Consider the following 22,628-nt stretch of genomic DNA (forward strand, 5'->3'; position numbering starts at 1 on the left):
TAAGCGATCTGCTATCACTTACTTGTCATATGTACGAACAACACGAGTACTAAGAACTTCCCATTTTTTATACAAAGGTACTAATTGTTTTCTGTGAATAGATAATTCATCGCCTGGTATTTTATACCCTACCATCAGCACTTCGTTATGCGCGGTCACAACTTTATAACGTCGAACGATAGGATTCACTAAGCCAGAGATAACAACGGCCATAAAATCAGTTTCCGCAGAAACACCATAGAAAATAGCAATACCGCGTCGCGAAGAATTTTTCTTAATAACGTCTCTTTTAAAACGATATTTCTGTTTATCATCACCTTCTTTACGACCCAAATAGTTACCTTTAGCACTCATTCCAGCGTGATAATACTGAGTTTTCTCAAATGGAGATTTATTACTTCTCGAATAGCGATACTCTATTACTGATCCACTCGTTACTTTCTTCACAACATCATCTTTTTTGATAATGACTGCCCCTTTAGCAAAAGATACAATTTCCCATCCAGAAAGAGTTTCTCCTTTTTTCTTTGTGATTTCGAAATTGTCAATTCTAAAGTTAGCGTATGTTAATCCACTATTCAAAAATGTAGGGCTTCCATCTATCTCGGAACCAATAATCAAATTTTTTGCCAACAAGTTCTCAAGAGCTCCTTCAACTTGTACATATGGCAGGTTAACTTCTTTGCTAATATCAAATGTTGAGCGCGTAAATTGATCTCCAAGAACACTTAAAACCTTAGTTTCATCTTCTGTTAATACAGGGTGCAATCCCAATTTTTTGTAGATGGCTTCTTTTGCAATTGGAAAATCAGTATCGTAGTACTTTTGTAAAGAAGTTATATATTTCTCTTTATTTTCAACACTATACGGAATTTTCGCATCATAAAACAACTCAGGTACTTTGTTTTCTGTAACCCCTGGAGCTGGCTTATCAATAACTAGTTTTATATTGATAGAGTAATTTATATCTCGATCTGTATCATTTCTTACAATATAACGAAAGTACCAGTATACATTTTGTATCCCATCTGGTTCCGTAACTATTATTCTTGTAGGCTTTTCTAACATCTCAAAATCAAGTCTCCATCGACGAGACTTTTTTTCTGCAATAACGATCTGTAAACTAAATAATACGACAATCAATGTTAGGAAAAATCTCTTTGACATCTTAACACTCCTGGGTCTAAGTATGAACCGCTCATTACTCTAAAAAATCCTATGTATCTAGATTTCTAGTTCTAAGATGCTATAAAATTGTGTTGAAGCGAAAATTTGCAGGTGCTTTTGAACCTAGGAAAAAATACCAAAATTCTCGTAGGTATAGTAATAACTAAGCCAATAATATTTTGGTACTTCTAACAACGGATCGCAATATACATATAAATTTGCAGTCAATATCAATTTTGTAACAGGACTAATGTTAAAACAAAATATCTTATAATCACAACATTAGAACTAGCTAAATTTTATAGGGTGCGACGTACCCTATATTACAATACACTTTTACCAAGCTATATATATTACACAAAATAGAATATTTTCTTCAACAAAATATTCTATTATTTGCTGCAAATCAATATTAAATGTAAGTAAAAGGCCACTTATTATCACCTAAAAGTACTAGAATAACCGATTCTAACGTTTTTAATCGCAAACGTATTTTCTTTTAATTTTTTAATAGGCTCTAATTCATTCAAAACAAGTAATTCTTCTCTAACCTTTTTAATCGCCTAAATAACGGTTTGAGGGCAAGGCAAATTGCGATATTAACCCAAAAATTGCAATAAACCTCCTAAACGTGTTTCTTCCATGTGTTGAATTTCTTTATTTGGCGTAACCAACATCGTATAAAAGTGTATGATCGCAACTAAAGATAAAACAAGAAAGAACTTAACAATATCAGAAAAAAGAACTTTTGTTATATTATGTCCCAAGAAACCGCCAAGTACGATCATCAACAATAAATACCCAATGGATTCTCCTGTAATTACTTCGCTATTTTGTAATAACAAAGAAATTCCTATCGGTAAAAGCATACCACACAATAAAGCGCAAACAAACATAGTCGAATCAAAAACATCACTAGTTATTACAAAAGGACTTAGCACAAAAGTCAAAACCAAACAAAATGAGATATACCTCAGCCAAGAAATTTCAGAACGCTTACAAATGAATGCAACAAAAGCGCCGCTTAAAATTCCAGAGATAAATACAGTGTACAGTTTATCTAACGACGAAAAGAAAGTCACTTCGGATAAGGTAGTGGTCAAAAATTTACTCAACACCACATAATAAAAAGAAAAAAGGAAAGGGGTTATCAGAGAAGTATTCCAAATAATTTTTTCTTTTACAACTTCATCTTCATAAGATAATTTTGGTATCGAAATAGAAAATAAAGAAAGAGTACACAAACACAACAATAAATATGAAGCATATAAATAATCTAAGTGTTCATTTATATACATTTTTTGTAAATAATAACTAGACGCAAAACCAAACAACTGCAAAAAAGCAGTGGTAACAACTACACCTCTACGCCTTGCTACCGAAACAAAACGATACAAACAGTACCACACACTCAAACACAAATAAACATATCCAATGCTCTGAAAAAACACCCAGGTATAATTCCATTCCGTACTAAGCAGGTAAGAGCTAATAACAAACACATATACGGCGCTGATAAAACTCCACTTGCCCTTTGCAATGTCTAATCGTTTTCCACCCCAAATGGTGAATACCAAGAACGGCACAACAAAAACCAAACCATACATATCGCTAAATTTAGTTGAATACAGTGTAGAGCCCAGAACAAATGAAGCCACAAATAAAAGAAAAGACAATGTTTTTGTAGGTTTTTTTTCCACTAACGATTTTTCGAGCTTATGACTCAGTAACTGTATTTCTTCCTGGGTTGCATCAATTGATAAGTAACCTGTTGCTCCTCCAAGGGGCAAAGCGTTATTTGGTCTTTCTAAAGAAATGTATTCGGTATGATCTTTCACACGAGCAGGAGTAATGACAGGATTCTCATTGTCTATGGCGATATTTTCAGTCGGAGAAAAAGGTAATATTTGTGTTTGTGACCATTCAGCGACAAAATTATCCATATTTTTAACTGGTAGTTTTTTAAATATTTGGCGTTGGATGCTATATTGTTTTTGCAAATCTTGATCTAGAGCTTTTACGGAAAATGGAATAAAACTTTTGGTAATTTTTTTACGCTGCTGTTTTTTCCATTTTTTGTAAATATCTATACTCTTTTTATTTGGAAAAACCAACTGTTGTAGCTCTTTATTTCCATACAAAGCAATTTGTTCTAAAGGTAATTTTGAATGTAATTTACACAGTTCCTCTAAAGAACTATCTTTTTCCTTTTCAAGAAAGCTATTAATAACATCCTTATGACTAGACTTCAAATGAAAGAAATAAGTTCGAGGCACTTGATCTACATTTGTTAGAGTATGTAGTGCTACTCCTGCACGTAGCAACTCTTCTTCAGTATAAAGTTCTTCATTTAACAACAATTCACTAAAACGAATAGGAATTTTCTGAACCAATTCTTTCCATTTATCAAAATATATTTGTAATTCTTGCTTTTGGTCTTCACTTTTATCAAGTGACAGCAAGCGCAAAAATAGCTGTCCCGACCAGATTTGCGTCGATACTTTATTCTGAACATCTATTGGTGAACTAAGAGAAACACGCCGTTCTTCAATATTATCAACCAAGTCTCGGTACTCTGATTTCAAGCTTCCCCGAGAGCTTAAAACAGAGAGTAAAGATCTTTCTATTCCATTGTCTTGTAGTTTCCGATGGATATTCGTAGCTGCAACAAGGTCTTTTACTGGAAAAGCAGTATCAACTTTATTTAAATTAAATCTTTTTTTAGCGCGTACATTTTCAATAAGTTGTTGAAAAGAAATTCCTACTTTCTGCAAAAAAAGCTCATCATCTTCATTGTTAAAACAGTAAACAACACGCGAGGGAAAAAGTTTTATACGCCTTTTACAGAACAACCCCCACAACAAGCTCTGAATTTGTTCTTTTTCTAGAATAGAACGTTCATACAGAATATGGACCAAGCGCTTATTTAAGCCACACTCTTGCAAAATAACTTCTTCTTTTATTATATCAAGTATTTTTTCTCGGTCTGCATACCCTAGAATCAAGGCCAACTTAGCAAAATCAATAGACATAAATTACCTTCACAGAAATCTACAACCCGATCAGGGCGTATCCACGCCTCAATCAAAACAACCTAAAAATCTTTCACATTCGAACTCTTGATTTGTTTAGAGTACATCAACATCATAAGAAAGATAAATGTCGACACATCCTATATTCCATAAATATTTGCAAAGAAATAACATATGCATCTACCAATGACATACACTTGCTATTTCTATGTTTTAATTATAAAATATAGAACAAAACCAATTATGATACAAATTAATTACGCTAGGGTAACAATTGAAAAAATCTATACTTATTACAGGCGCTGCAGGATTTATAGGCTCTCACTTGTGCGAACGTTTTCTAAAAGAAGAGTGGCAAGTACTTGCTTTCGACAATTTTTTAAGTGGTCACAGCAATAATATTTCTCACTTACTCAGCAACAAAAATTTTTCTTTTATCAATTATGATGTAACAAATTTTATGTGCTCACCTCAACCTATCTCTGTTGTTTTGCATTTCGCTTGCCCTGCAAGCCCTGTTGATTATATGAAATACCCAATGGAGACAATGAAAGTTGACTCTATAGGTACTTTTAACACTATCGACTTAGCAAAAGAACATGGTGCTCGTTATATACTAGCTTCTACATCTGAAATATATGGAGACCCTTTGCAGCACCCACAAACAGAAGAGTATTGGGGAAATGTAAATCCCATAGGACCAAGATCGGTGTACGATGAAGCGAAAAGATTTTCAGAAACAATTACGATGAGTTATTTTCGCGAGTATAAACTCGATACTCGTATAACGCGCATTTTTAATACATATGGGCCGCGAATGAAAGCTCAAGATGGCCGTGTAATCCCTAATTTTGTTAATCAAGCTCTAAAAAATAGTCCATTAACAATTTACGGAGATGGACAACAGACACGCAGTTTTTGTTATGTTTCTGACTTAGTAGAAGGAGTATATCGTTTAGCTACTTACGATAATCTACAAGGAGAAATAATCAATTTAGGGAACCCAGATGAATATACAATCCAAAAACTCGTTTCTATTATTCAACAAGAAATTTCAACAAAGTCACCAATTACTTACAAAAGTCTACCTACAGATGATCCTCGCAAACGTAAACCGGACATAACAAAAGCAGCTAACTTACTCAATTGGTCACCACAAGTAGATTTCAAAGACGGTCTTAGAGAAACAATTAACTACTTTAAATCCCTACTCTAGCCCTCATCCTTAGACGAAATTTTTCGCATAGCCACGCGCGAAATAGATATGCAACCGGGAAATTTACCTTGTTTTTGTATACTAAAAGCAACTTTCGTGGCTTTATTTTTTACACCAGACACTTTTTTTAACACCGATTTTGTAGTATGTAATTTCTTGGGAGCTGTTGTTTTACTAGAAGACGCTAACTGACGGTCAATAAGTAGATCGCGACCTAACACAGTTAAAGTAATTTTAAACTCTATTTTTGGATACAGCGCTATATCCTTGAAAAGTTCTGTTAAAACCATGGGAGCTTCAAACTCTTGTACTTCAAAGTGAACCGAGCCGCAAAGAACTTTGACATTGAAAGTAACTTCATAGTCCTTCCAATCAGGAAAATTATGAATATCTAAAATTGTTTTTTGCGTTTCTTCTGAAGCAGCAAACCCATACCAACCATCCCCATTCTCCTCTTTATGCCACTGTCCATCACGAACAACAAGTTGGGGGACTATACGATTTGTTTTTACACTACCACGAATTTTATTTTCCAAGGTAACTTTTTTCTTTATTTTATTCACAGAAGGAATGTGTATAATTTCCTTCCTCTTCTTTCGTAACCCTCGATTATTATCTTCAACTTTTGCAGTAATAAGCTCAGGAAACAGCAGATACAAAACAAGCAGTAGTGGACATATTAAAATAGCAGCTAACTTGAAATACATTTCTTTTTTCATGCCACTATCATTTTGGGCACTTTCTTTGTATCTAGCAACGCGATTTCGCGATTTTTGAATGGGAATACCTTTAGTTGTTTGACGACGGCGTTTCTTTGTTGTCGTAGTTTTTTTTTCTTGGTAAACAGCTTTGCCATCCAAATAATTTTGCAAGACCTCTTCCACTTCTTTCATGCTTTGAGGTCGTCCGCTAGGCTTAAATGCCATCAAATATTTTATAATTCGATTCACTTCTGGAGGGGCAAATTTTTTCGCTGATACTGGTGCAACTTCTTCATTTATATTTTTCAAAATAGCTTGCAAAGATAAATCAGAATACGGAGGTTTTTCACACACCAATTCGTATAATGTTGCTCCTAAAGAATAAACATCGGAAAGATAACTAACCGATTTACTACTCTTTACTTGTTCTGGTGCCATAAAATTTGGAGTCCCAAGTAACTGGTTAGTTCTTGTATAATTAGCATCCGAATTCTTAGCAATACCAAGATCAGCAATCTTAAGACGTAATTGACCTCCGTCGCGATACACAATTAAATTATCAAGTTTCACATCGCGATGGATCACCTGCATTTTGTGTAAGGTACCTAAACCTTTAGCAGCTTGGAGAATCAGCTCGATTTTTTCCCGTAGCGATAATTTATAAAGCTCACTTAAAGAACAAGGATTGCTAATATATTCCATACTATAATAATAAGCCTCTTGAAATTTCCCGCCACCATATACTTGCAATAAATGTGGCTCGCGAAGACCGATTGTCTTTTGCCACTCAGTAAAAAAACGCTCAATGTGTTTTTTTTCTTTTAAAACTTTAAGCGCACATACTTGTCCTTCGGGAAAGCATATTTCTTGTTCGCGACAATACGCAATTAATTGATCTTGGCTCTGAGAATCCCAAATATCTTTTCGATAATTGCAGTAAGCCTCAATACTTTCAGGAGGAACATTTTCTTTTTGAGCTTCCCAGTAGGCAATTAAACCAGCAAAATCAAACTGAGCTAAATTAACACTTGCTCTGTAAATATAAGCCATACTTCCTTGCCCAATAGGCTTATCTACAATATAAGAGCTATCCCAATTAAGTCCGCGAGGTAGTTTTGTTAGGTCCATAAGAATTTATCCAAATGCATGTCTGAAAATAAACACATAAATAAGTTGTTGGTCACCCAGAAGTGGACAAACCCTAACAATATTAGGGCATACTATAAATTTTTATTATAGCATAATTTTCTTGAATTTAAACAACATCTTCCGCATACTCTTAATCGCAACATAACAAACCACCTAAATTATTTCGCCAAAGGTAATAAAATGTATCAAGTACGAGACATCGTATTAAATATTTTAAATAAAAACAATCGATTCTGGGATCAAAATCTACAACAAATACTGCAACAATATGCAACAACCCAAAATGATAAAAATCTCATCACCGAAATTGTAAACGGTATACACCGTCGCAAACTCACTTTGCAATATTTAATAGAATACTACTCACATGCTAAGCCGCAAATAAAAATATATAATTGCCTGCTTTTAGCCATTTATGAGCTTTTATACTTAGAAAAAACACCTGCTTATGCTGTTATCCATTCATGTGTAGAACAGAGTAAAAAAATATCGAAAAAAGCAGGAAAATACACAAATGCAATTTTGAGAAACATTCAAAGAGACACCAAGAAGCAACAAGCGAAGCATGCTCAAAATTACCTTCCTATCTCACAACAACAAGGCTGGGTCTTTGCAAAAGATATATTCCCAAAAGACAACAACAGGTACTTGTCTATAGTGTATTCTTACCCTAAGTTTCTTGTTGAAAAGTGGTCGAAACATTTTGGAAAACAGCAATGTTTGACACTACTACAAATGGGCAACACGAGGCCAAACATTACCGCAAGAGTGCGAAACCATCTTGAAGACGACAGCCTAACGATGATTAATGAAAAAATGGCCCAAATAAACGCTTCTGGTAGTATTTCAAAATTAAATGGTCATTATTCTGGAGATTGGATAATTCAAGGTGCTGCATCAATAGAAACAATTGAATTAATGCAAATAAAAAAACATAGCTCCGTTTTAGATTTATGCGCTGCTCCAGGAGGAAAAAGTTTCCATATAGCTGATAACATGGAAAATACAGGGTTTGTTGTCGCATGTGACAAATCAGTTGAACGTCTAAAAAAGCTACATGATAACCAGCAACGTTTAAAAATAAAAAATATCTACTCTGTTGCTCTAAACTCGAAAAAACTCCCCAAAGGATTCGACGATAAATTCGACTATGTACTTATCGATGCACCATGCTCTAATAGCGCTGTATTCAATAAGCGCGTAGAAGCTCGTTGGCGATTCTCAGCCAAAAGCTTAAAGCAACTATCTCAAGAACAATATGAATTACTTAAAAGTGGTGCTTTCGCAGTAAAGCCAGGAGGAATGTTAGTCTATTCGACATGTAGTGTTGAACCAGAAGAAAATGCAGACCTCGTAACAAGATTTTTAAACGATAATACTCAGTTTACTTGTATACAAAGTAAAATAATGTTGCCAGAGTTACCATTTGTTGATGGTGGAAGTGTTCATATCTTACAAAAGAGTGTTCAGTGATTGACACTGGAAGTATTATAGATGTTAGCTCAAAGGTAAATCGCATAGTTGTTAAATCACTATTGCCTTCAGAGCGTAACTCTCAGCCTAGGGCTTCGCCCTAGGCTAGGATATATAGTGCTTTCAGCGCTATTTCAGTATTCTTAAGTCAACAATCGAGCGAAACTCCTGCTGAGCTAAATTTTTATAAATAAAAATTTTTAGGAAACGAACAATTTACAACAGATTTTCGCAACCAAAAATATTTCACTTCCTCCATTATTTCTTCAAGATATCGACGCCTGAGCTTTCTCTCATTCAGAGTTTTCCAACTCAACATCTATTCCGACTTTCCGCATTAAAAATAGAGCATTTGAAGTTTGTACAGGACCTTGGCGTAATTTATAATCAAAGTGCATTTGTTCATCAACAACATTATCAGTGAAGTGGAAATTGTGGATTTGAGAAAATTCGTCAGCAAGTGATGCTAAAAATAAATCGTGAGTTGCCACAACACCAGAGGCACCATTAGAAAATAAGTGTTTAATAATTCCCATTGAAGCGATAGTGCGTTCACGAGAATTTGTTCCTGAAAGCATTTCGTCAACTAGAAATAATAAATGCTTACTAGTTGAAAGTCCATCAATTACCTGCTTTAGTTTATGCAATTCAGCGTAAAAGTAAGAAAAACCTTTTTGCAAATCGTCGCGAGCACGCATACAAGTACGTAAATGAAAATCTCCAATAACAAGTGAAGATGCACAAACGCAGCTACCTGTATTTGCAAGAACTACGTTCAGTCCTATCGAGCGTAGCATTGTACTCTTTCCCGACATATTTGAACCTGTAATAATAGCTATTTGCTGATCATCACCCAAACTAAAATCGTTAATTTTTCGCTGATTTTGCGCAATACACGGATGCCCTAAACCTTCTGCTCGTAATATTTTTTCACTGTGAAATTCAGGAAAAGGATACTGTGGATTTATATAAGAAAAAGACGCTAAAGAATTAAGAGCTTGTATCTGAAAAAGGCTTTGTAACCACCTATCGATACTGCCAGACGTCTCTGTACACCATTTTTGTAGACGAAGTAGCAAACGAATATCCCACAACAACACGATATTCATAACCGAATACAACATTCCATGGCGATTATCAAAAGCCATAGTAATACGAGCGAGCTCTTTCAATTTTTGTGCTGGTTGTTCTCCACCAGCCAACATCTCTTGTTTTAAGCGTTGCAATTCTTCGCAAGAAAAAGAAGGTTGATCGATGATTTTAAAAATATTGTGATATGCTAAAATTCCACCGCTTACCTTGTCAATTTTATCATATACATCATGAACCTTTCCCTTCATAGAACGTAAAACAATCCACGAAACAAACAACGGAAAAATCCATGGCAAATTAAAATTCCATCCAGACATAAGCCCAACAAAAAAACCACACAGTGTAAACACTGGCAATACCCACAATAAAAAAGAACTTCCTTTTATCTCAAATTGTGCATTTCCATCTTTGATCCAAGAAATAAAACTAGTAACTTTCTCATCCTTAGCTTGCAACAACATTTCTTCTTTGGCAATGTCATGCCTAAATCGCAATAGAGGAGTAAGTTCTTTTACAGCTTCTTGCCGTAATTTTATTTGCGAAGTGCTCGCAGGTTTTAACAACCAATTTGCAAGTTGTTTTTGTCCTTCCTTACTATAACAACTATTCACTAGTTGAAAAATACTTCCTTTTCCAAACAAATCCAAATCATCACAGTAATCATGTTGTGCATCAACAAACATATTGCCATCTGTTTCCAAATCAGTCCAGGCATGATTAAGTTTTTTCTGACCATCGTTATTGTATACCAATAATTTATTTAGCATCAAAATATTGTTTTTTACTTTCTCATGCTTCATAGCAAAAATAACAAATGTTATCAAAGAAAGTAGCGACGAAAAAAATGCGCAAAACAACAACGAATAATTTATATTTTCTGAACGAGAAACAACAATAGCCCAAATAAGTAGAGCTAAAAAAGCCAAAAAAGTAACTGCTCGTACACTCACTAGTTTATTTGCGCTTTTTTGCAAACTACCTAGCTCTTCCTCATATTCTTGCTGCAATTTTTTATATTCTTGCAATACTAAATCAGACGACATTTTCATTCAACCTTAATTATTTTGCAGAGATACTAAGGAGCGCTCTCTTGTTTTCTCAACCACCAAGCGCGCAGGTAAATAATTGTTCAAAACTTCTAAGTGACTAATGATACCAATAGTACGCCCTGTTCCTTGTAGGTTATTCAGAGCTTTAATCACCATATCTAAATGGTCTTCATCTAGTGTCCCAAAACCTTCATCAAGAAATAAACTCTCAAGAGTACAATTGCTTCCCATGTTATAGCCTAGTTGATATATTCTTTCAGCTAAAGCAAGAGCTAAAGACAAAGAAGCAATAAAAGTTTCTCCACCACTTAGAGTTTTTACCATACGCATTTGATCCATATGCCAATGATCGATAACATAAAATTCTCGCTTCTCTACAGAAAAAGAGTAACGCCCTGAAGAAAGAATATCTAACTGAATACTTGCATCTTCGGCAAGCGTCTGCAATGCCTCTTCAAGAACATAAGTTTGAAATTTATTGGCTCGTAAATCCATAGCTAGTTGTTTGGTAATAATTTCTCTTTCACGTAAACTCTCTTGTCTTGTCACTAGATTTTTTGATTCTTCAAGATTTTTACGCAATAATTTTAGTTCACTTTCAAGATGGCCACGACGATGATTTTTTTCATTCACAATTTCTTTCAATTCTTCTAATTTTTGTAAATTAGCATCAATATCATCGTGATTCACTTCGCGTCCAGCCAACTGCTCGTTACAGTAACTTATCTGTGCTTCAATTTCGCGAAACTCTAAATAAAATTCCTGTATTTCATTTTCCCAGTTGTCTAAAATTTCCTCCGCTACTTTAATCTTGTTAATCTCAGCAATAGAAGACAATTGCATTTTTTGCAAATACTCTTCAACTTCTTCGTAAAGTGCAGCACACTGTTTTTCGCAATCACTTACTTCTTTTTGCAAACGCTTATCTTCATCTCTACTAGCTTGAAGAGTATGCTCTATCCGAATCAAGTTTTCGCGTGCTTGTTGATAACCATAACGAATTTCTCGTTCTTGTTGCTCCAAAATATCAATAAGTTCATGAGGGTTTCCACCCTTTGTCACTTGATCTATTTTGTTTTGCATACTTGATATTTCTTTTTTCTGAGCAGCTAATTCTTGTGCTTTTTCCTCTAAATCATTTTCAATCTCTTCTAATATCGACTGAGATTTTCCTTCTAGAAGTTTTTTATGACTTATCTCATTATGAAAAACATCTAATTTTTGCGATAGCTCTTGTTGTTTTTCGTGAGCAATTTTGTATTTATCCACGCCTTTTTTCAAAGCTAATTCAACGTTTTGTGCACGTATTTCAAGCTCTTGACGTAAACTTTCTCGACGATCTTGCCATGAATCATAACTTGTTTTGATTTCTTGTTCTAAGGCACTAAAAGCGTTCTCTGTCTCCTTTAACTGTTGTTCAACAGTGTTCTTGTGCAAAGAAACTTCTAAATACTTAGCATTTAGTTGAATAAGCTTTTGCTCTTTTTTCTCTATATTACTGATATCTTTTTCTATTTCTTTTTTTGATGGAAATTTTTTGCTGCGTAATTCTTTTTCTAGCACAGTAAGACTTTTATCTAAAGTTCCTATTTTCTCTGCGCGCTCGTTTTCGCGTTTTTTAATTGTGTCAAAAATAGCTTGCTGTTCACGCATATAACCGCTTTTCTCTATTACTTCTTCAGCCAAACTATCTTTCTCAACATCAACTTCTTTCATGTAGTTATAAAGTTTTTCTATATTTTCGCTTATAGTTTCTACATCTTCTATCTGCAAAGATTTTACTAACTTTCTTTCCAAAGCTCGTTGCTGTTTGGTCTTGTCTTTTTTATCCGCCTTTAGCTTTTTTAATTGTTCACTCTGTTGATTTTCTTCTTCTTGTAAAAAGCTTTTCGTTGCTTCACTTTCTGCAATTCCTTTGTCTAATTTTGAAACTTTTTCACGGCATTTCTCAATATCTTGCTCAACTTCTTTTAAAGCACTTTCTTCAGCAGAAACTCCTTTGCCAGGAACATCAGCAACTTCTTGATCGCAAACAGGGCAACAATCACCACTATCTAAATGTGAACGCAAAATATTAGACATATTCTCGCGGCGCATTTCCTCATAAGAGGCTTCGCTTTCTTGTAACTTCTTTAACCATTTTTCGCGCAATTTTTGATTTTTTGTTAATTCTGTAGATACTTTTTTGTGTTTCTTTTTATTCGCTTTTAATAATATATCTAAAGCACTTTGCTGTTTATTATTCTCTTCCAGAACAATATAAAGTTCTACAAGTGAATTGTGGATAGGAGTTAACTCTTCATATAAATTTGTCGTTAAATCTAGTTGCTGTTTTTTTTCATCGAGTTTTTTTTGTAATCCACTGTGCTGTTCACTTAATTTAGCAAGATGTTTTTCGATTACGCTACACTCTTTTTTCTCTTCTGATAAACGCAAAACCTCTGTTTCTTTCTCTGCAAACTGAGTATCATAATTACGTTGTAATTCCTCGTGCTTTTCAATTTGCAAAAGTGTTTTTCTTAGTTCATCTTTACAACCAAACTTTTTTATTTCTGCTTGGGTTTTTCGAAGATCTTCTTCGCAACTCTTATATTCACGAGTAAAACCTTGTAAACTTTTTTGGCGTTCTTCTAAAAGTTGAACTATATTTACATGTTTTTTTTGTTTTTCGCGATAGCTTTGTTCTGCAACTTCTAACACTTGTATATAGCTTTGGTTATCCCAATACACAAGCCATTTTTTTGCCTCTTTTTCGCAAGAAACTAACTCCTTGTTATTTTTTTCTATTTGCTGCGACAGTTTACTTATCTCACTATGAAGAACTTGTAGACTTTGAATTGTTTCTTTTTGACGCTTTTGCACTTTCGCGTGCTCTGCACTTTCACGTTCAAAATCGTGCTTTTCAGTAAGTAACTGTTCGTTTACACTGAGTATCTTTTGAACTTCACTCAGTCTCTTTTCTATTTCTTCTATTTCTTTGAATTGCTTTTCTTTAACGATAAGTTCTTCTTCTTGGCAACTATATTCCTGCTGTAGATCATGAATCTTTTGTTGTTGCTCTTCTTGGCATTGCAGCAGTTTTTTTAACCTATCGTTTTCAACATTTAATTGTTCTAACTTTGGCAAAAATGGTAAAATGCGCCGCGCTTTTTTCATTTTATTTTCTAAAACCTGAACTTGTTCTAGCCGCGGTAAGTATTTCTTGTACTTGCTTTGTAAATGTGCTCGATTTTCCCACAACTCCAAAAGCTCTTTTTGTTCAGAACATAATTCATTTAGTTGCTGATATTTTACCATTAAAATATCGAGTTCTTCTTCTAATTGATTATACTCAAGCTCATTTTTTTTAAGATTTTCTTGATTTGCTCCAGCAAATTCATTATTCAAACGCAAATCAATATACTCAATTTCTTTCTTCACAGCATCGTAATTTTTTGATGCTTTTTGTTGCATTCGACCTAGAATGCCAAGGTTAAGGAGATGAGTAAGAATATCTTGGCGACTTTTAGCATCGGTAAGAAAACGTGCAAATTCACCTTGGGGAAGAATAATACATCTAATAAATGAATCATAGTCGAGACCAACGACATTAGCAACTTCTTGATTTACAAGGCGTACTCCAGAAGCACATTCTTCCCAATCACCACTCCACTTGTCAAGTATTGCTTGTGTGCTTTTTTTATGTTGTACTTTACGTGCTACTTTGTAGACATTCGTACCTGATTTAAACTCAAGTAAAACGTGCATAGCATCAACATCATAAGAAATTAGGGAGCTAACATCATTTGTCACACGAGGTACTTTGCCATAAAGCGCAAAAATAATTGCGTCAATAATAGAACTCTTTCCTGAGCCAGTAGCTCCGGTGATGGCAAATAACTCTAAATCGGAAAAATCAATGGTAATGGGTTCCCTATAACAGGTAAACCCTTGAATAGATAGCTTTAAGATTTTCACTGAAAACTCTTCTAGTAAACTTTTCTTCTTCTTGAAGAGGGAATTTTTAAGAATTCTCGGTACTTAGTTACGGTGCGACGCGCTATATCTAAACCTACTTCTTTTAGTTTTTTTGATATATCGACGTCAGAGAGAGGTTTACGTTTATCTTCCTGGTTGATAATCTGCTGAATGCGTTCTTGTACACTTACACGCGATTCATTTTCACCATCATTTTTACTGATAGATCCAGTACAGAAAAACTTCAGAGGAAATATTCCTCGAGGAGTTTGAATATATTTCTCAGACATTGCGCGACTAATTGTTGAAATAGAAACATCTAATTTTTCAGCTAGATCTTTCATTTTTAAAGGCCGCAAGTGAGAAAGTCCATATTCCAAAAAGTCATGTTGATGCTCAACGATTTCTTCAATAACCAAACGCAACGTTTGTTGTCGTTGGCGAATCGCATCAATAATCCAATTGGCTGATTCCATTTTTTTCTTAACAAACTCTTTTGCTTGCGAATTTTTTTCACGCAAAAGCTTGCGATAGGTATTATTAATGCGCAATTGTGGTACATATTTTTCTTCTAAATGGACTATATACTCATCGCCCTCTTTAGTAACAACAACATCAGGAATAATAAAATGCGCATTTTCAGAAGAAATATTCCCTCCTGGTTTCGGATTTAATTTTTGTAAAGACCCAACTGTATTTTTGATATCTTCTAAAGAACGTCCTGTTTCTTTTACTATTTTCGGATATTTATTATTACAAATATCTTCTAAATGATTTTCTATTAGATTTTTCTTAAACAGATAATCATTATCTTCTACTTCTAACTGTAAAAGCAGACATTCTTTCATATTACGTGCACCTACTCCTGTTGGCTCCAATTTCTGCACGTAGTGAAGCGCAACTTCTGCTTCTTCCATAGTAACTTCGCCATCCATTGGCTGAGTTACTTCCTCCAATGAATAACGCAAGTAACCATTACCATCTATGTTATAGATAATATGTTTACAAATATTAAGCAAATGCTCTGACAATTCAAAAAAATGCAATTGTTCATACAAATGATCTTGTAGTGAATTTTGCGGTGAAGCCGTATTTTTAATTGCTTCAAATTTTTTATCTTTTTCGTCAAATCTTTTTGGAATATGATTTTCAGCAAAGTATTCGCGAAAATCTTCCGATTCAAGATTTTCAAAGCTACTCAAAAAGTCATCGTCACTCTGTTCACTTTTTTCTTCGCGTTCACGTTCGCGCTCAGGTTCGCTTTGTTTGTCTTCCTCGGCAAAATTTTCTTTTTGTTCTAAAACCGGGTTTTCTTGCAGTTGATTTTGAACAAAATTATGTAACTCTAGAACAGGTAGGGCCAATACTTCTATAGATTGTATAATATGCGGTGCTATACTTTGCTCAGTTTTGAGTTTAGGCTGTATCTGAATACCTATATGCATAGTATTTCCCCCTTATTTAAAATCCTGTCGACCAGACAACGCATCGGTAAGCATTGCCTGATTTGCGAACTCTATGCTTCCCCCTGTTGGGATTCCGCGCGCAATTTTCGAAATTTTAATAGAAAAATTCTCTAATTGCTCACGTATATAGAGAGCTGTTGCATCTCCTTCGATATTTGGATTTGTCGCTAAAATAACTTCCTTCACTTCTTCGTTCTTTAACCGTCCAATCAACTCTTTAATCGTTGTTGCTTCAAGATGTTGATTTTCTAAAGGAGCAAGCCTTCCCATTAGCACATGGTAGAGCCCCTGGTAGGTCGCCGTTTTTTCTAAAGAAATAAGGTCTTTTGTTTGCTCAATCACACAAATTGTACTATGATCTCGACGTGGATTGCTACATATTTCGCACAATTCTTCGTCGGCAATATTAAAACATTGTTTGCAACGTTTTACATTATTCTTAACTTCAGCAATAGCATCCGCCAAAGACATTGCATCACCGTGAGAAACATTCAAAATATAAAAACCCAATCTCTCAGCAGTTTTATTACCTATTCCAGGTAATTTTCCAAATTCGGCGATTAAATTTTTTAAAGACCTTGTGTAAGCCATAAAAATACCTTTAGAAAAAATCATTTCCCTAAGAGCAGTCGCTCTCCTAGATAATTATCCAAATATTCATTTGCTAATATTTTTTGACGTGTTTTTTCCATTTCATAAGGTATACGATGGAAAAAAAACATATCATCAATCACTTCCAGATAACTAGCTCTGTTATCCTTGTCACGTGGTTGTCCTACAGAGCCCACATTAATAATTGCTTTTTGATTTTGAAAATGATACTTATATCCTAACTCATCAACATAACTTGTTTTTAAATCTTCAGTGATTACACAAGGAATATGAGTATGTCCAATAAACAAGATAGAATCAAATGCAGAAAATACATTCTGATATTTTTCAGTTTTAACTGTCTGCTTCGCTCCAAAAATATAATCAGAAGTCGGATCAAGAGGTGAAGCATGCACAAATAAATAATTATCTTCTGTATATGATAACGGCAAGTCCGACAAGAATTGCCTGTTTATTTCTCCACTCCCCATCTCTGCAAGAGATTTTTGAGTCCATTCGATAGAAGCTTTAGCACGATCGTTAAAAAGATAAGCGCCTTCAATTATAGCTTCTTCGTGATTGCCTTTTACACACACATCAGCCGTTTCGCGTACAATTTTTAAACATTCTTGGGGATCTGGCCCATAACCGACCACATCCCCAAGACATATAATTCTATTTATTCGGCGACTTTTTATGTGTTTTAATACGGCGTCTAATGCTTCTAGGTTACTATGTATGTCTGAAATAATAGCATAACGCACGTTTATATACCTTTAAAAACTCTTAGAAGTAAAAAATGATAAAGCATCTTTCACCACATCTAACCACCCAAGCTCTTTAAAAACTTAGACTTAATAGTTCGTGAAACAAGTTCCCATAGTAAATCGCGATCTGAACAACCTGAAAACATTCCCAAAGGTATTTGAAAACCCCCTTTGTCAAGCCGCCCTCCGCCATATGGTTTTCCTGTTTCTTTGTCAACCCCAAGAACTGATTTCAAAAAACTATCAGGATCAACAGTTGTACTTTGGGTTCTCAAAGAACCATGAATATATTTGTCATCAACTATGCCAAATATAATTGCTGTATCAATACCTTCGCGTCTTACAAGATAGTCAGCCGCTTGAGCAATACCATCGCGATCAGAATCGCGAACAAAACCCACACCTGAAAATATATAATTGTCGCGAATTTCTTTGCTAGCTAAAGCTTTTTGTAAAATATCCATAGTATTTGCTGTAATTGGTGATGAGGCAATAACACGCAACATATCGTTATCAGCATATGTACATAAATAAGTCGCTGCTCGCCAATCAATTTCTCGGGCAAGAAGAAAGTTATCTGTATCGCTACGAATACCGTGATGTAGCGCCGTAGACAATTCAACATCTTCTGTATTACCCATAGTCATGGACACAGTGCCATACTTTAAATACTCAGCGTAAATAGAGCTAGTTGCGCCCGCATTTTCGCGAATATCAGTAAAGTAAGCTTTTAACTTACCCATATTGCGGTGGTGGTCCACAACAGAAAACAACTCAGCCCCTTCTGGCATTTTTTCCAACGCCGGAAAATCAGTCGCTTGTGTATCTACAAGCGCATAACACGTATAATCTGAGAGATCCATTTCATCACTATAAGGAATCATAGTTACACCCAGAGTTTTTACCAAAGCGCGGTTTTCAGCATGACTAACAGGATCGAAATAAACTATATTTACGTCAACCCCTAAATTGCTACCAATAAAACGATGCGCCCAAGCAGATGCAATGCTATCAGGATCAGGATGACCTTTGATAAACACAAGCATTTTTTGTCCAGCAAATTTACGAAAAGACTCTTCGAATTCATAAGCTTTTTTCTTCCGCAAGCTGTGAATGTCACGTTCTTTATGCTTTTTTGTGTCTTCTTCACTGGTTATAACGGAAAGATCCGACGTATTTGATTCAGGCATATATTTTCATTTCTATAACAAACCTAAAAATACAGCTCTCAACATAAACAAATATAGTTGAGAAACATACAAAACCACCAAAATTTAAGGTGTAATTTTAGAAGTGTTTGATGGTCTGAAATTCGGTGTGAAAATTTTAAACTACGGGTATTGCAGTCCGAATAAGTATACATTGATCATTGGTTGTTGTCAAGAAACTTTATCCAAAACAAACACACCAAAAAACTACATTAATTTTAAGTATACTTTTCGACCAAATTCATTTTCAAAAACATATCAAATTACTCGATAAAAAAGTAGAGAAAAATAACATATGTCGTGTATATTATTTTTTAAGCAAGTCGCAAAAAGTTTTTAAGAGCATGCAGCTTGCCTTTGAGTGTCATAGCGGCGTTAAGCCTTCGGTTACATAGCCACAGTTATGTGCCTCTCAGGCTGCCCTTCTTTGACATTCAAATTCTACGCTGACTTGAAACGTGCTCAAAAACTTTGCGATTCACTTAACTCAAGTTGCGCCGGGATCGAGTTATTTATTTTTATAATAGTAGTTACAACACATTTTCTAGATGCCAACGTATTCTAGCCTAATACCACAAGGAATAATATTTATGGATATAATCAAATTTTCACTAGCAAATCTTCCAACTCCACTACATAAACTCAACAATCTAAGCAAACAGTTAAATGCAAACATATGGATAAAACGAGACGATTTAACAGGACTAGCATTTGGTGGCAACAAAACTCGTAAATTAGAATATCTCATTGCCGACGCTCAAAAAAACAACGCCAAAAATATTATAACAGCAGGTATGTCACAATCCAATCATTGTCGACAAACAGCCGCTGCTGCACGTTTATCAGGACTCAATTGTCACTTAGTATTGGGCCTTCCCAAAAGAGACAATGGTAACCTGTTATTAGATAATTTACTCCAAGCCAAAATACACTGGTGCGAAAAACACCAACGCGAAGAATACATGCAACAACTAGCGCAAAAACTACCAGATTCCTACGTTATTCCTTATGGTGGTTCCAACAACATCGGAGCATATGGCTACGCAACTGCCATAGAAGAACTACAACAAACAACAAATATTCATTTTGATAATATAATTCTCGCCACCAGTAGCGGAGGCACCCAAGCAGGATTAGTTTATGGTGCGAAACTACACAATATTAAAACAAATATATTAGGAATAAGTGTAGACTGTAATCCACAACAACAATTTGAAAACGCAATATGCGAAATTGCCCGAAACATAAATTCTCTAACAAACAAAAACCTATCTTTCTCCCCGCAAGAGTTCAATGTTAACTATGATTACCTAGGAGAAGGCTACGCAATTCTATCGCAAGCAGAAAAAAACGCTATAACACAGTTGGCGCAAACAGAAGCTATTTTTCTAGATCCAGTATATACAGCCAAAGCTTTTGCCGGATTTCTAAGTCTTATTAAACAAAATAAATTATCAGGTAATCTCCTCTTTTGGCATACCGGAGGAACACCAGCATTATTTGCCTACGAGCAAGAAATGAACAATATCGAGTAAATTAACAACTAAAATGTAAATTCAAAATCTAAAACAATAATAAAAAAGCATTCTTTTTTATTTAACCTAAGTAACTGAAAAAAAAAGAATTAGAATGAACAAAGCATTGACTTGACAAAAAATTGCAAAAAAAAATAAAAAAAACTATTGCAATAGTCAAAAGATATGGTATAAATATTTTTATCATCCTTGATAGCTCAGTTGGTAGAGCGCGTGGCTGTTAACCACTAGGTCGTAGGTTCGAGTCCTACTCGGGGAGCTTTGCTCTAATCCTTATAAAACAAGGATTAGAGCTTTTTTTTTGCAATCTGACATTTTATCCTACTATTAAAATCTTCATCTTTTCCTTACATGGTTCTATTTTTCTTACAATTTTTTTTTAAAATTCTTCGCTTTTTTCTTTGTGTCTAACAAACCCCCCGCGGGAACTACCGGTCCATCATTATAATCGTGCTTATAGCGAGGTATAACTTGGCGGGTTACATCTATAATTATTTGATGCATTTCACTGTGAGAACGAATAGTTTTATTCCACAATTTACTTGCTGCAACACAAAGCTCTCTCTCTTCAAAAACTCTTTCAGTAAAATCATCAACAAGTTTTGAAAGTAAATTTTGTTTGTCAAAGAACAGTAAAAGATTGCGAAATACCACGCTATCCATTTCTTGTGCACGAATGTTATTTTTAACCCAAGTTGCGACCTATAAAAGTTGTGTATAGTTTGGTATAACTACTCTTACAAACTCGATGTGCGCGATTCGAATCTCGTGAAACGTAGTCGTGGCACATGGCACGAAGTAAGGTAATACAATGAATTTAAATCATGAAAAATTAGGGCGTGTCATCATTCAAAATATTGTGTGTTTTTTCGAGCCCGAGCCCGTTTGCGAGCCCATTTCCGAAACTTTCACTAACAATTTATCAAAGAAGCAAAGTTTCTTTTTCCATCGCAAAAAACTAGTATTGAACCAATAAATCACTTTCTGTCGCTCTCAAAAAGTTTTCGGGCGCGGGCTCGCAAACGGGCTCGGGCTCAATACTACTGGCGTATCATTAAATGAATCCGTTATATTTTTATCTGTATTGAATGATGACACGCCCTAGATGAAATAGAAAAAAAGTTATTTTCGCAAAAGTAAAAATACAGCTTCCAATCCTATCAAGGTTAGGTTCATGCCAATAATAAACCAAAACAGCAAACAAGTTTGCTTTCGCATTATGTATTACGGCTTACCTCTTTCAGGAAGAACAAGTAGTCTAGAAATAATACACAAAAAAGTAAGCAACTACGTTTGCAAAGAACTCACTCATGAGATAATCACAAAGCACCGCGACTATCTATATTTTGAATTTATCTCGCCCAATAAAATAAACGACATCACTATAAAATATAGGCTATTTGTATCCCCTTCTTTTCACAGCTGCTTTGCATGTGGTCATCACATGACCCTAGATGATCATATCAGCGATATAGACGCAATACTAGATCGTGTAGACGGCATTATATTTATAGTGGATAGCCAAAAGCCTACGCTCGAAGACAACATCGGAGCGCTAAATCTACTTAAGGATGTTTCGCATAAAAAAGGACTGTCAATAGAAGACCTTCTTCTTGTAATCCAGTGGAATAAACGCGATTTGGAAGATGAAAGTATCGTTGATGTAGAAAAACTAGAACGCGAAATAAACTATTTGAGTGTTCCTAGTTATGAAACAACCGCAGTGACTGGCGAGGGAATGATTCCTGCTTTTAAAAAATGTATGGAATTAATGGAAGATAGATTTATTGATTGTTGAATATTATTTGATTTTCTAGTTTAGTCGATATTTTGGCGAAGCGCCAATTGATGGTGGTGAGCTAGTATGTTTTTCTGAAGTCAGTGATTCGGGAGATCCTACGCACATATATCGCCACGTATTCTTTCTCGGAGAAGACCAAAGTACAAATTCGCGCTTAAATTTTTTAGATAAAATTGTCTTTGGTCCTATTGCCTATTTTTACGTGTTCCATTTTTCTGCCATATAAGTGATGCGTAAGATCTCTTTATTAATAAGCTGTGCGCAAACTTCTCCGATTCCTTTTATGTCCTTTAATAAATCAGTGAAAGCGTCGCGAATAGCGCTGAATGTTCCAAGGCTTTCTACTAAATTCTTGATAATCCAGATTCGCAAATCAATTGACCAAAGGATTCTCTATTCACCGGTGTGAGAACAACAATATTGA

General features: G+C 34.9%; 15 protein-coding genes and 1 tRNA gene. 5 read left to right on the top strand and 11 right to left on the bottom strand.

Features of this window, described 5'->3' with window-relative positions:
- Positions 1-18: 18 nt before the first annotated feature.
- Complete coding sequence (locus UABHE_RS26890; protein ID WP_372366401.1) at positions 19-1,167, bottom strand: hypothetical protein; 1,149 nt, start codon at positions 1,165-1,167, stop codon at positions 19-21.
- 599 nt (positions 1,168-1,766) lie between these two features.
- On the bottom strand, positions 1,767-4,199 hold the full coding sequence (locus UABHE_RS26895; RefSeq protein ID WP_372366403.1) for a hypothetical protein: 2,433 nt from the start codon (positions 4,197-4,199) through the stop codon (positions 1,767-1,769).
- A 274-nt stretch (positions 4,200-4,473) separates the two neighbouring features.
- Between UABHE_RS26895 and UABHE_RS26900 the strand changes: the two genes are divergently transcribed.
- Positions 4,474-5,415: a UDP-glucuronic acid decarboxylase family protein gene (locus UABHE_RS26900; protein WP_372366404.1), complete on the top strand. Its 942-nt coding sequence runs from the start codon at positions 4,474-4,476 to the stop codon at positions 5,413-5,415.
- Here UABHE_RS26900 and UABHE_RS26905 read toward each other — a convergent pair.
- Positions 5,412-7,244 (bottom strand): serine/threonine protein kinase, encoded by a 1,833-nt coding sequence (locus tag UABHE_RS26905; RefSeq protein ID WP_372366405.1) that lies wholly within the window; start codon positions 7,242-7,244, stop codon positions 5,412-5,414. The genes UABHE_RS26900 and UABHE_RS26905 overlap by 4 nt on opposite strands.
- 201 nt (positions 7,245-7,445) lie before the next feature.
- Between UABHE_RS26905 and UABHE_RS26910 the strand changes: the two genes are divergently transcribed.
- A complete protein-coding gene (locus tag UABHE_RS26910; protein ID WP_372366406.1) occupies positions 7,446-8,738 on the top strand; it encodes a transcription antitermination factor NusB in 1,293 nt (430 codons plus the stop codon).
- A 293-nt stretch (positions 8,739-9,031) separates the two neighbouring features.
- Here the strand turns inward: UABHE_RS26910 and UABHE_RS26915 are convergent, their stop codons facing one another.
- From UABHE_RS26915 to UABHE_RS26940, 6 genes are read right to left on the bottom strand one after another with little or no spacing between them, the layout of a single operon-like run.
- Positions 9,032-10,873, bottom strand: a complete 1,842-nt coding sequence (locus tag UABHE_RS26915; RefSeq protein WP_372366407.1) for a hypothetical protein — start codon at positions 10,871-10,873, stop codon at positions 9,032-9,034.
- Between the two features lie 12 nt (positions 10,874-10,885).
- Positions 10,886-14,836, bottom strand: a complete 3,951-nt coding sequence (locus UABHE_RS26920; protein WP_372366408.1) for an AAA family ATPase — start codon at positions 14,834-14,836, stop codon at positions 10,886-10,888.
- 11 nt (positions 14,837-14,847) lie between these two features.
- Positions 14,848-16,281, bottom strand: a complete 1,434-nt coding sequence (rpoN, locus tag UABHE_RS26925; RefSeq protein ID WP_372366409.1) for an RNA polymerase factor sigma-54 — start codon at positions 16,279-16,281, stop codon at positions 14,848-14,850.
- A 12-nt stretch (positions 16,282-16,293) separates the two neighbouring features.
- Positions 16,294-16,893 carry a recombination mediator RecR gene (recR, locus tag UABHE_RS26930; protein WP_372366410.1) on the bottom strand — a complete coding sequence of 200 codons (600 nt, stop codon included), beginning with the start codon at positions 16,891-16,893 and terminating at the stop codon, positions 16,294-16,296.
- Positions 16,894-16,913: 20 nt separating this feature from the next.
- Positions 16,914-17,657: a metallophosphoesterase gene (locus UABHE_RS26935; protein ID WP_372366411.1), complete on the bottom strand. Its 744-nt coding sequence runs from the start codon at positions 17,655-17,657 to the stop codon at positions 16,914-16,916.
- A gap of 59 nt (positions 17,658-17,716) precedes the next feature.
- Positions 17,717-18,850, bottom strand: coding sequence for a bifunctional oligoribonuclease/PAP phosphatase NrnA (locus tag UABHE_RS26940; RefSeq protein ID WP_372366412.1), 1,134 nt, complete (start codon positions 18,848-18,850; stop codon positions 17,717-17,719).
- Between the two features lie 608 nt (positions 18,851-19,458).
- Here UABHE_RS26940 and UABHE_RS26945 point away from each other — a divergent pair.
- Positions 19,459-20,403, top strand: coding sequence for a D-cysteine desulfhydrase family protein (locus UABHE_RS26945; RefSeq protein WP_372366413.1), 945 nt, complete (start codon positions 19,459-19,461; stop codon positions 20,401-20,403).
- A 186-nt stretch (positions 20,404-20,589) separates the two neighbouring features.
- Positions 20,590-20,662 (top strand) — tRNA-Asn (locus tag UABHE_RS26950).
- A 107-nt stretch (positions 20,663-20,769) separates the two neighbouring features.
- On the opposite strand, the gene UABHE_RS26955 is transcribed toward UABHE_RS26950, so the two are convergent.
- Positions 20,770-21,066: a hypothetical protein gene (locus UABHE_RS26955; protein ID WP_372366414.1), complete on the bottom strand. Its 297-nt coding sequence runs from the start codon at positions 21,064-21,066 to the stop codon at positions 20,770-20,772.
- 511 nt (positions 21,067-21,577) lie between these two features.
- Here UABHE_RS26955 and UABHE_RS26960 point away from each other — a divergent pair.
- Positions 21,578-22,201, top strand: coding sequence for a hypothetical protein (locus UABHE_RS26960; protein WP_372366415.1), 624 nt, complete (start codon positions 21,578-21,580; stop codon positions 22,199-22,201).
- Between the two features lie 201 nt (positions 22,202-22,402).
- Here the strand turns inward: UABHE_RS26960 and UABHE_RS26965 are convergent, their stop codons facing one another.
- Positions 22,403-22,576 carry a hypothetical protein gene (locus UABHE_RS26965; protein WP_372366416.1) on the bottom strand — a complete coding sequence of 58 codons (174 nt, stop codon included), beginning with the start codon at positions 22,574-22,576 and terminating at the stop codon, positions 22,403-22,405.
- Positions 22,577-22,628: the final 52 nt, after the last annotated feature.

It is taken from the genome of Candidatus Uabimicrobium helgolandensis, from assembly GCF_041508025.1.
Lineage (GTDB): Bacteria > Planctomycetota > Uabimicrobiia > Uabimicrobiales > Uabimicrobiaceae > Uabimicrobium > Uabimicrobium helgolandensis.

Bases quoted from the DNA above. Each gene is read 5' to 3' on its own strand.
- rpoN (WP_372366409.1), bottom strand. From the start codon at position 16,281: ATGCATATAGGTATTCAGATACAGCCTAAACTCAAAACTGAGCAAAGT.
- UABHE_RS26910 (WP_372366406.1), top strand. From the start codon at position 7,446: ATGTATCAAGTACGAGACATCGTATTAAATATTTTAAATAAAAACAAT.
- UABHE_RS26915 (WP_372366407.1), bottom strand. From the start codon at position 10,873: ATGTCGTCTGATTTAGTATTGCAAGAATATAAAAAATTGCAGCAAGAA.
- UABHE_RS26895 (WP_372366403.1), bottom strand. From the start codon at position 4,199: ATGTCTATTGATTTTGCTAAGTTGGCCTTGATTCTAGGGTATGCAGAC.
- UABHE_RS26890 (WP_372366401.1), bottom strand. From the start codon at position 1,167: ATGTCAAAGAGATTTTTCCTAACATTGATTGTCGTATTATTTAGTTTA.
- UABHE_RS26960 (WP_372366415.1), top strand. From the start codon at position 21,578: ATGCCAATAATAAACCAAAACAGCAAACAAGTTTGCTTTCGCATTATG.
- UABHE_RS26945 (WP_372366413.1), top strand. From the start codon at position 19,459: ATGGATATAATCAAATTTTCACTAGCAAATCTTCCAACTCCACTACAT.
- UABHE_RS26955 (WP_372366414.1), bottom strand. From the start codon at position 21,066: ATGGATAGCGTGGTATTTCGCAATCTTTTACTGTTCTTTGACAAACAA.
- recR (WP_372366410.1), bottom strand. From the start codon at position 16,893: ATGGCTTACACAAGGTCTTTAAAAAATTTAATCGCCGAATTTGGAAAA.
- UABHE_RS26905 (WP_372366405.1), bottom strand. From the start codon at position 7,244: ATGGACCTAACAAAACTACCTCGCGGACTTAATTGGGATAGCTCTTAT.
- UABHE_RS26940 (WP_372366412.1), bottom strand. From the start codon at position 18,850: ATGCCTGAATCAAATACGTCGGATCTTTCCGTTATAACCAGTGAAGAA.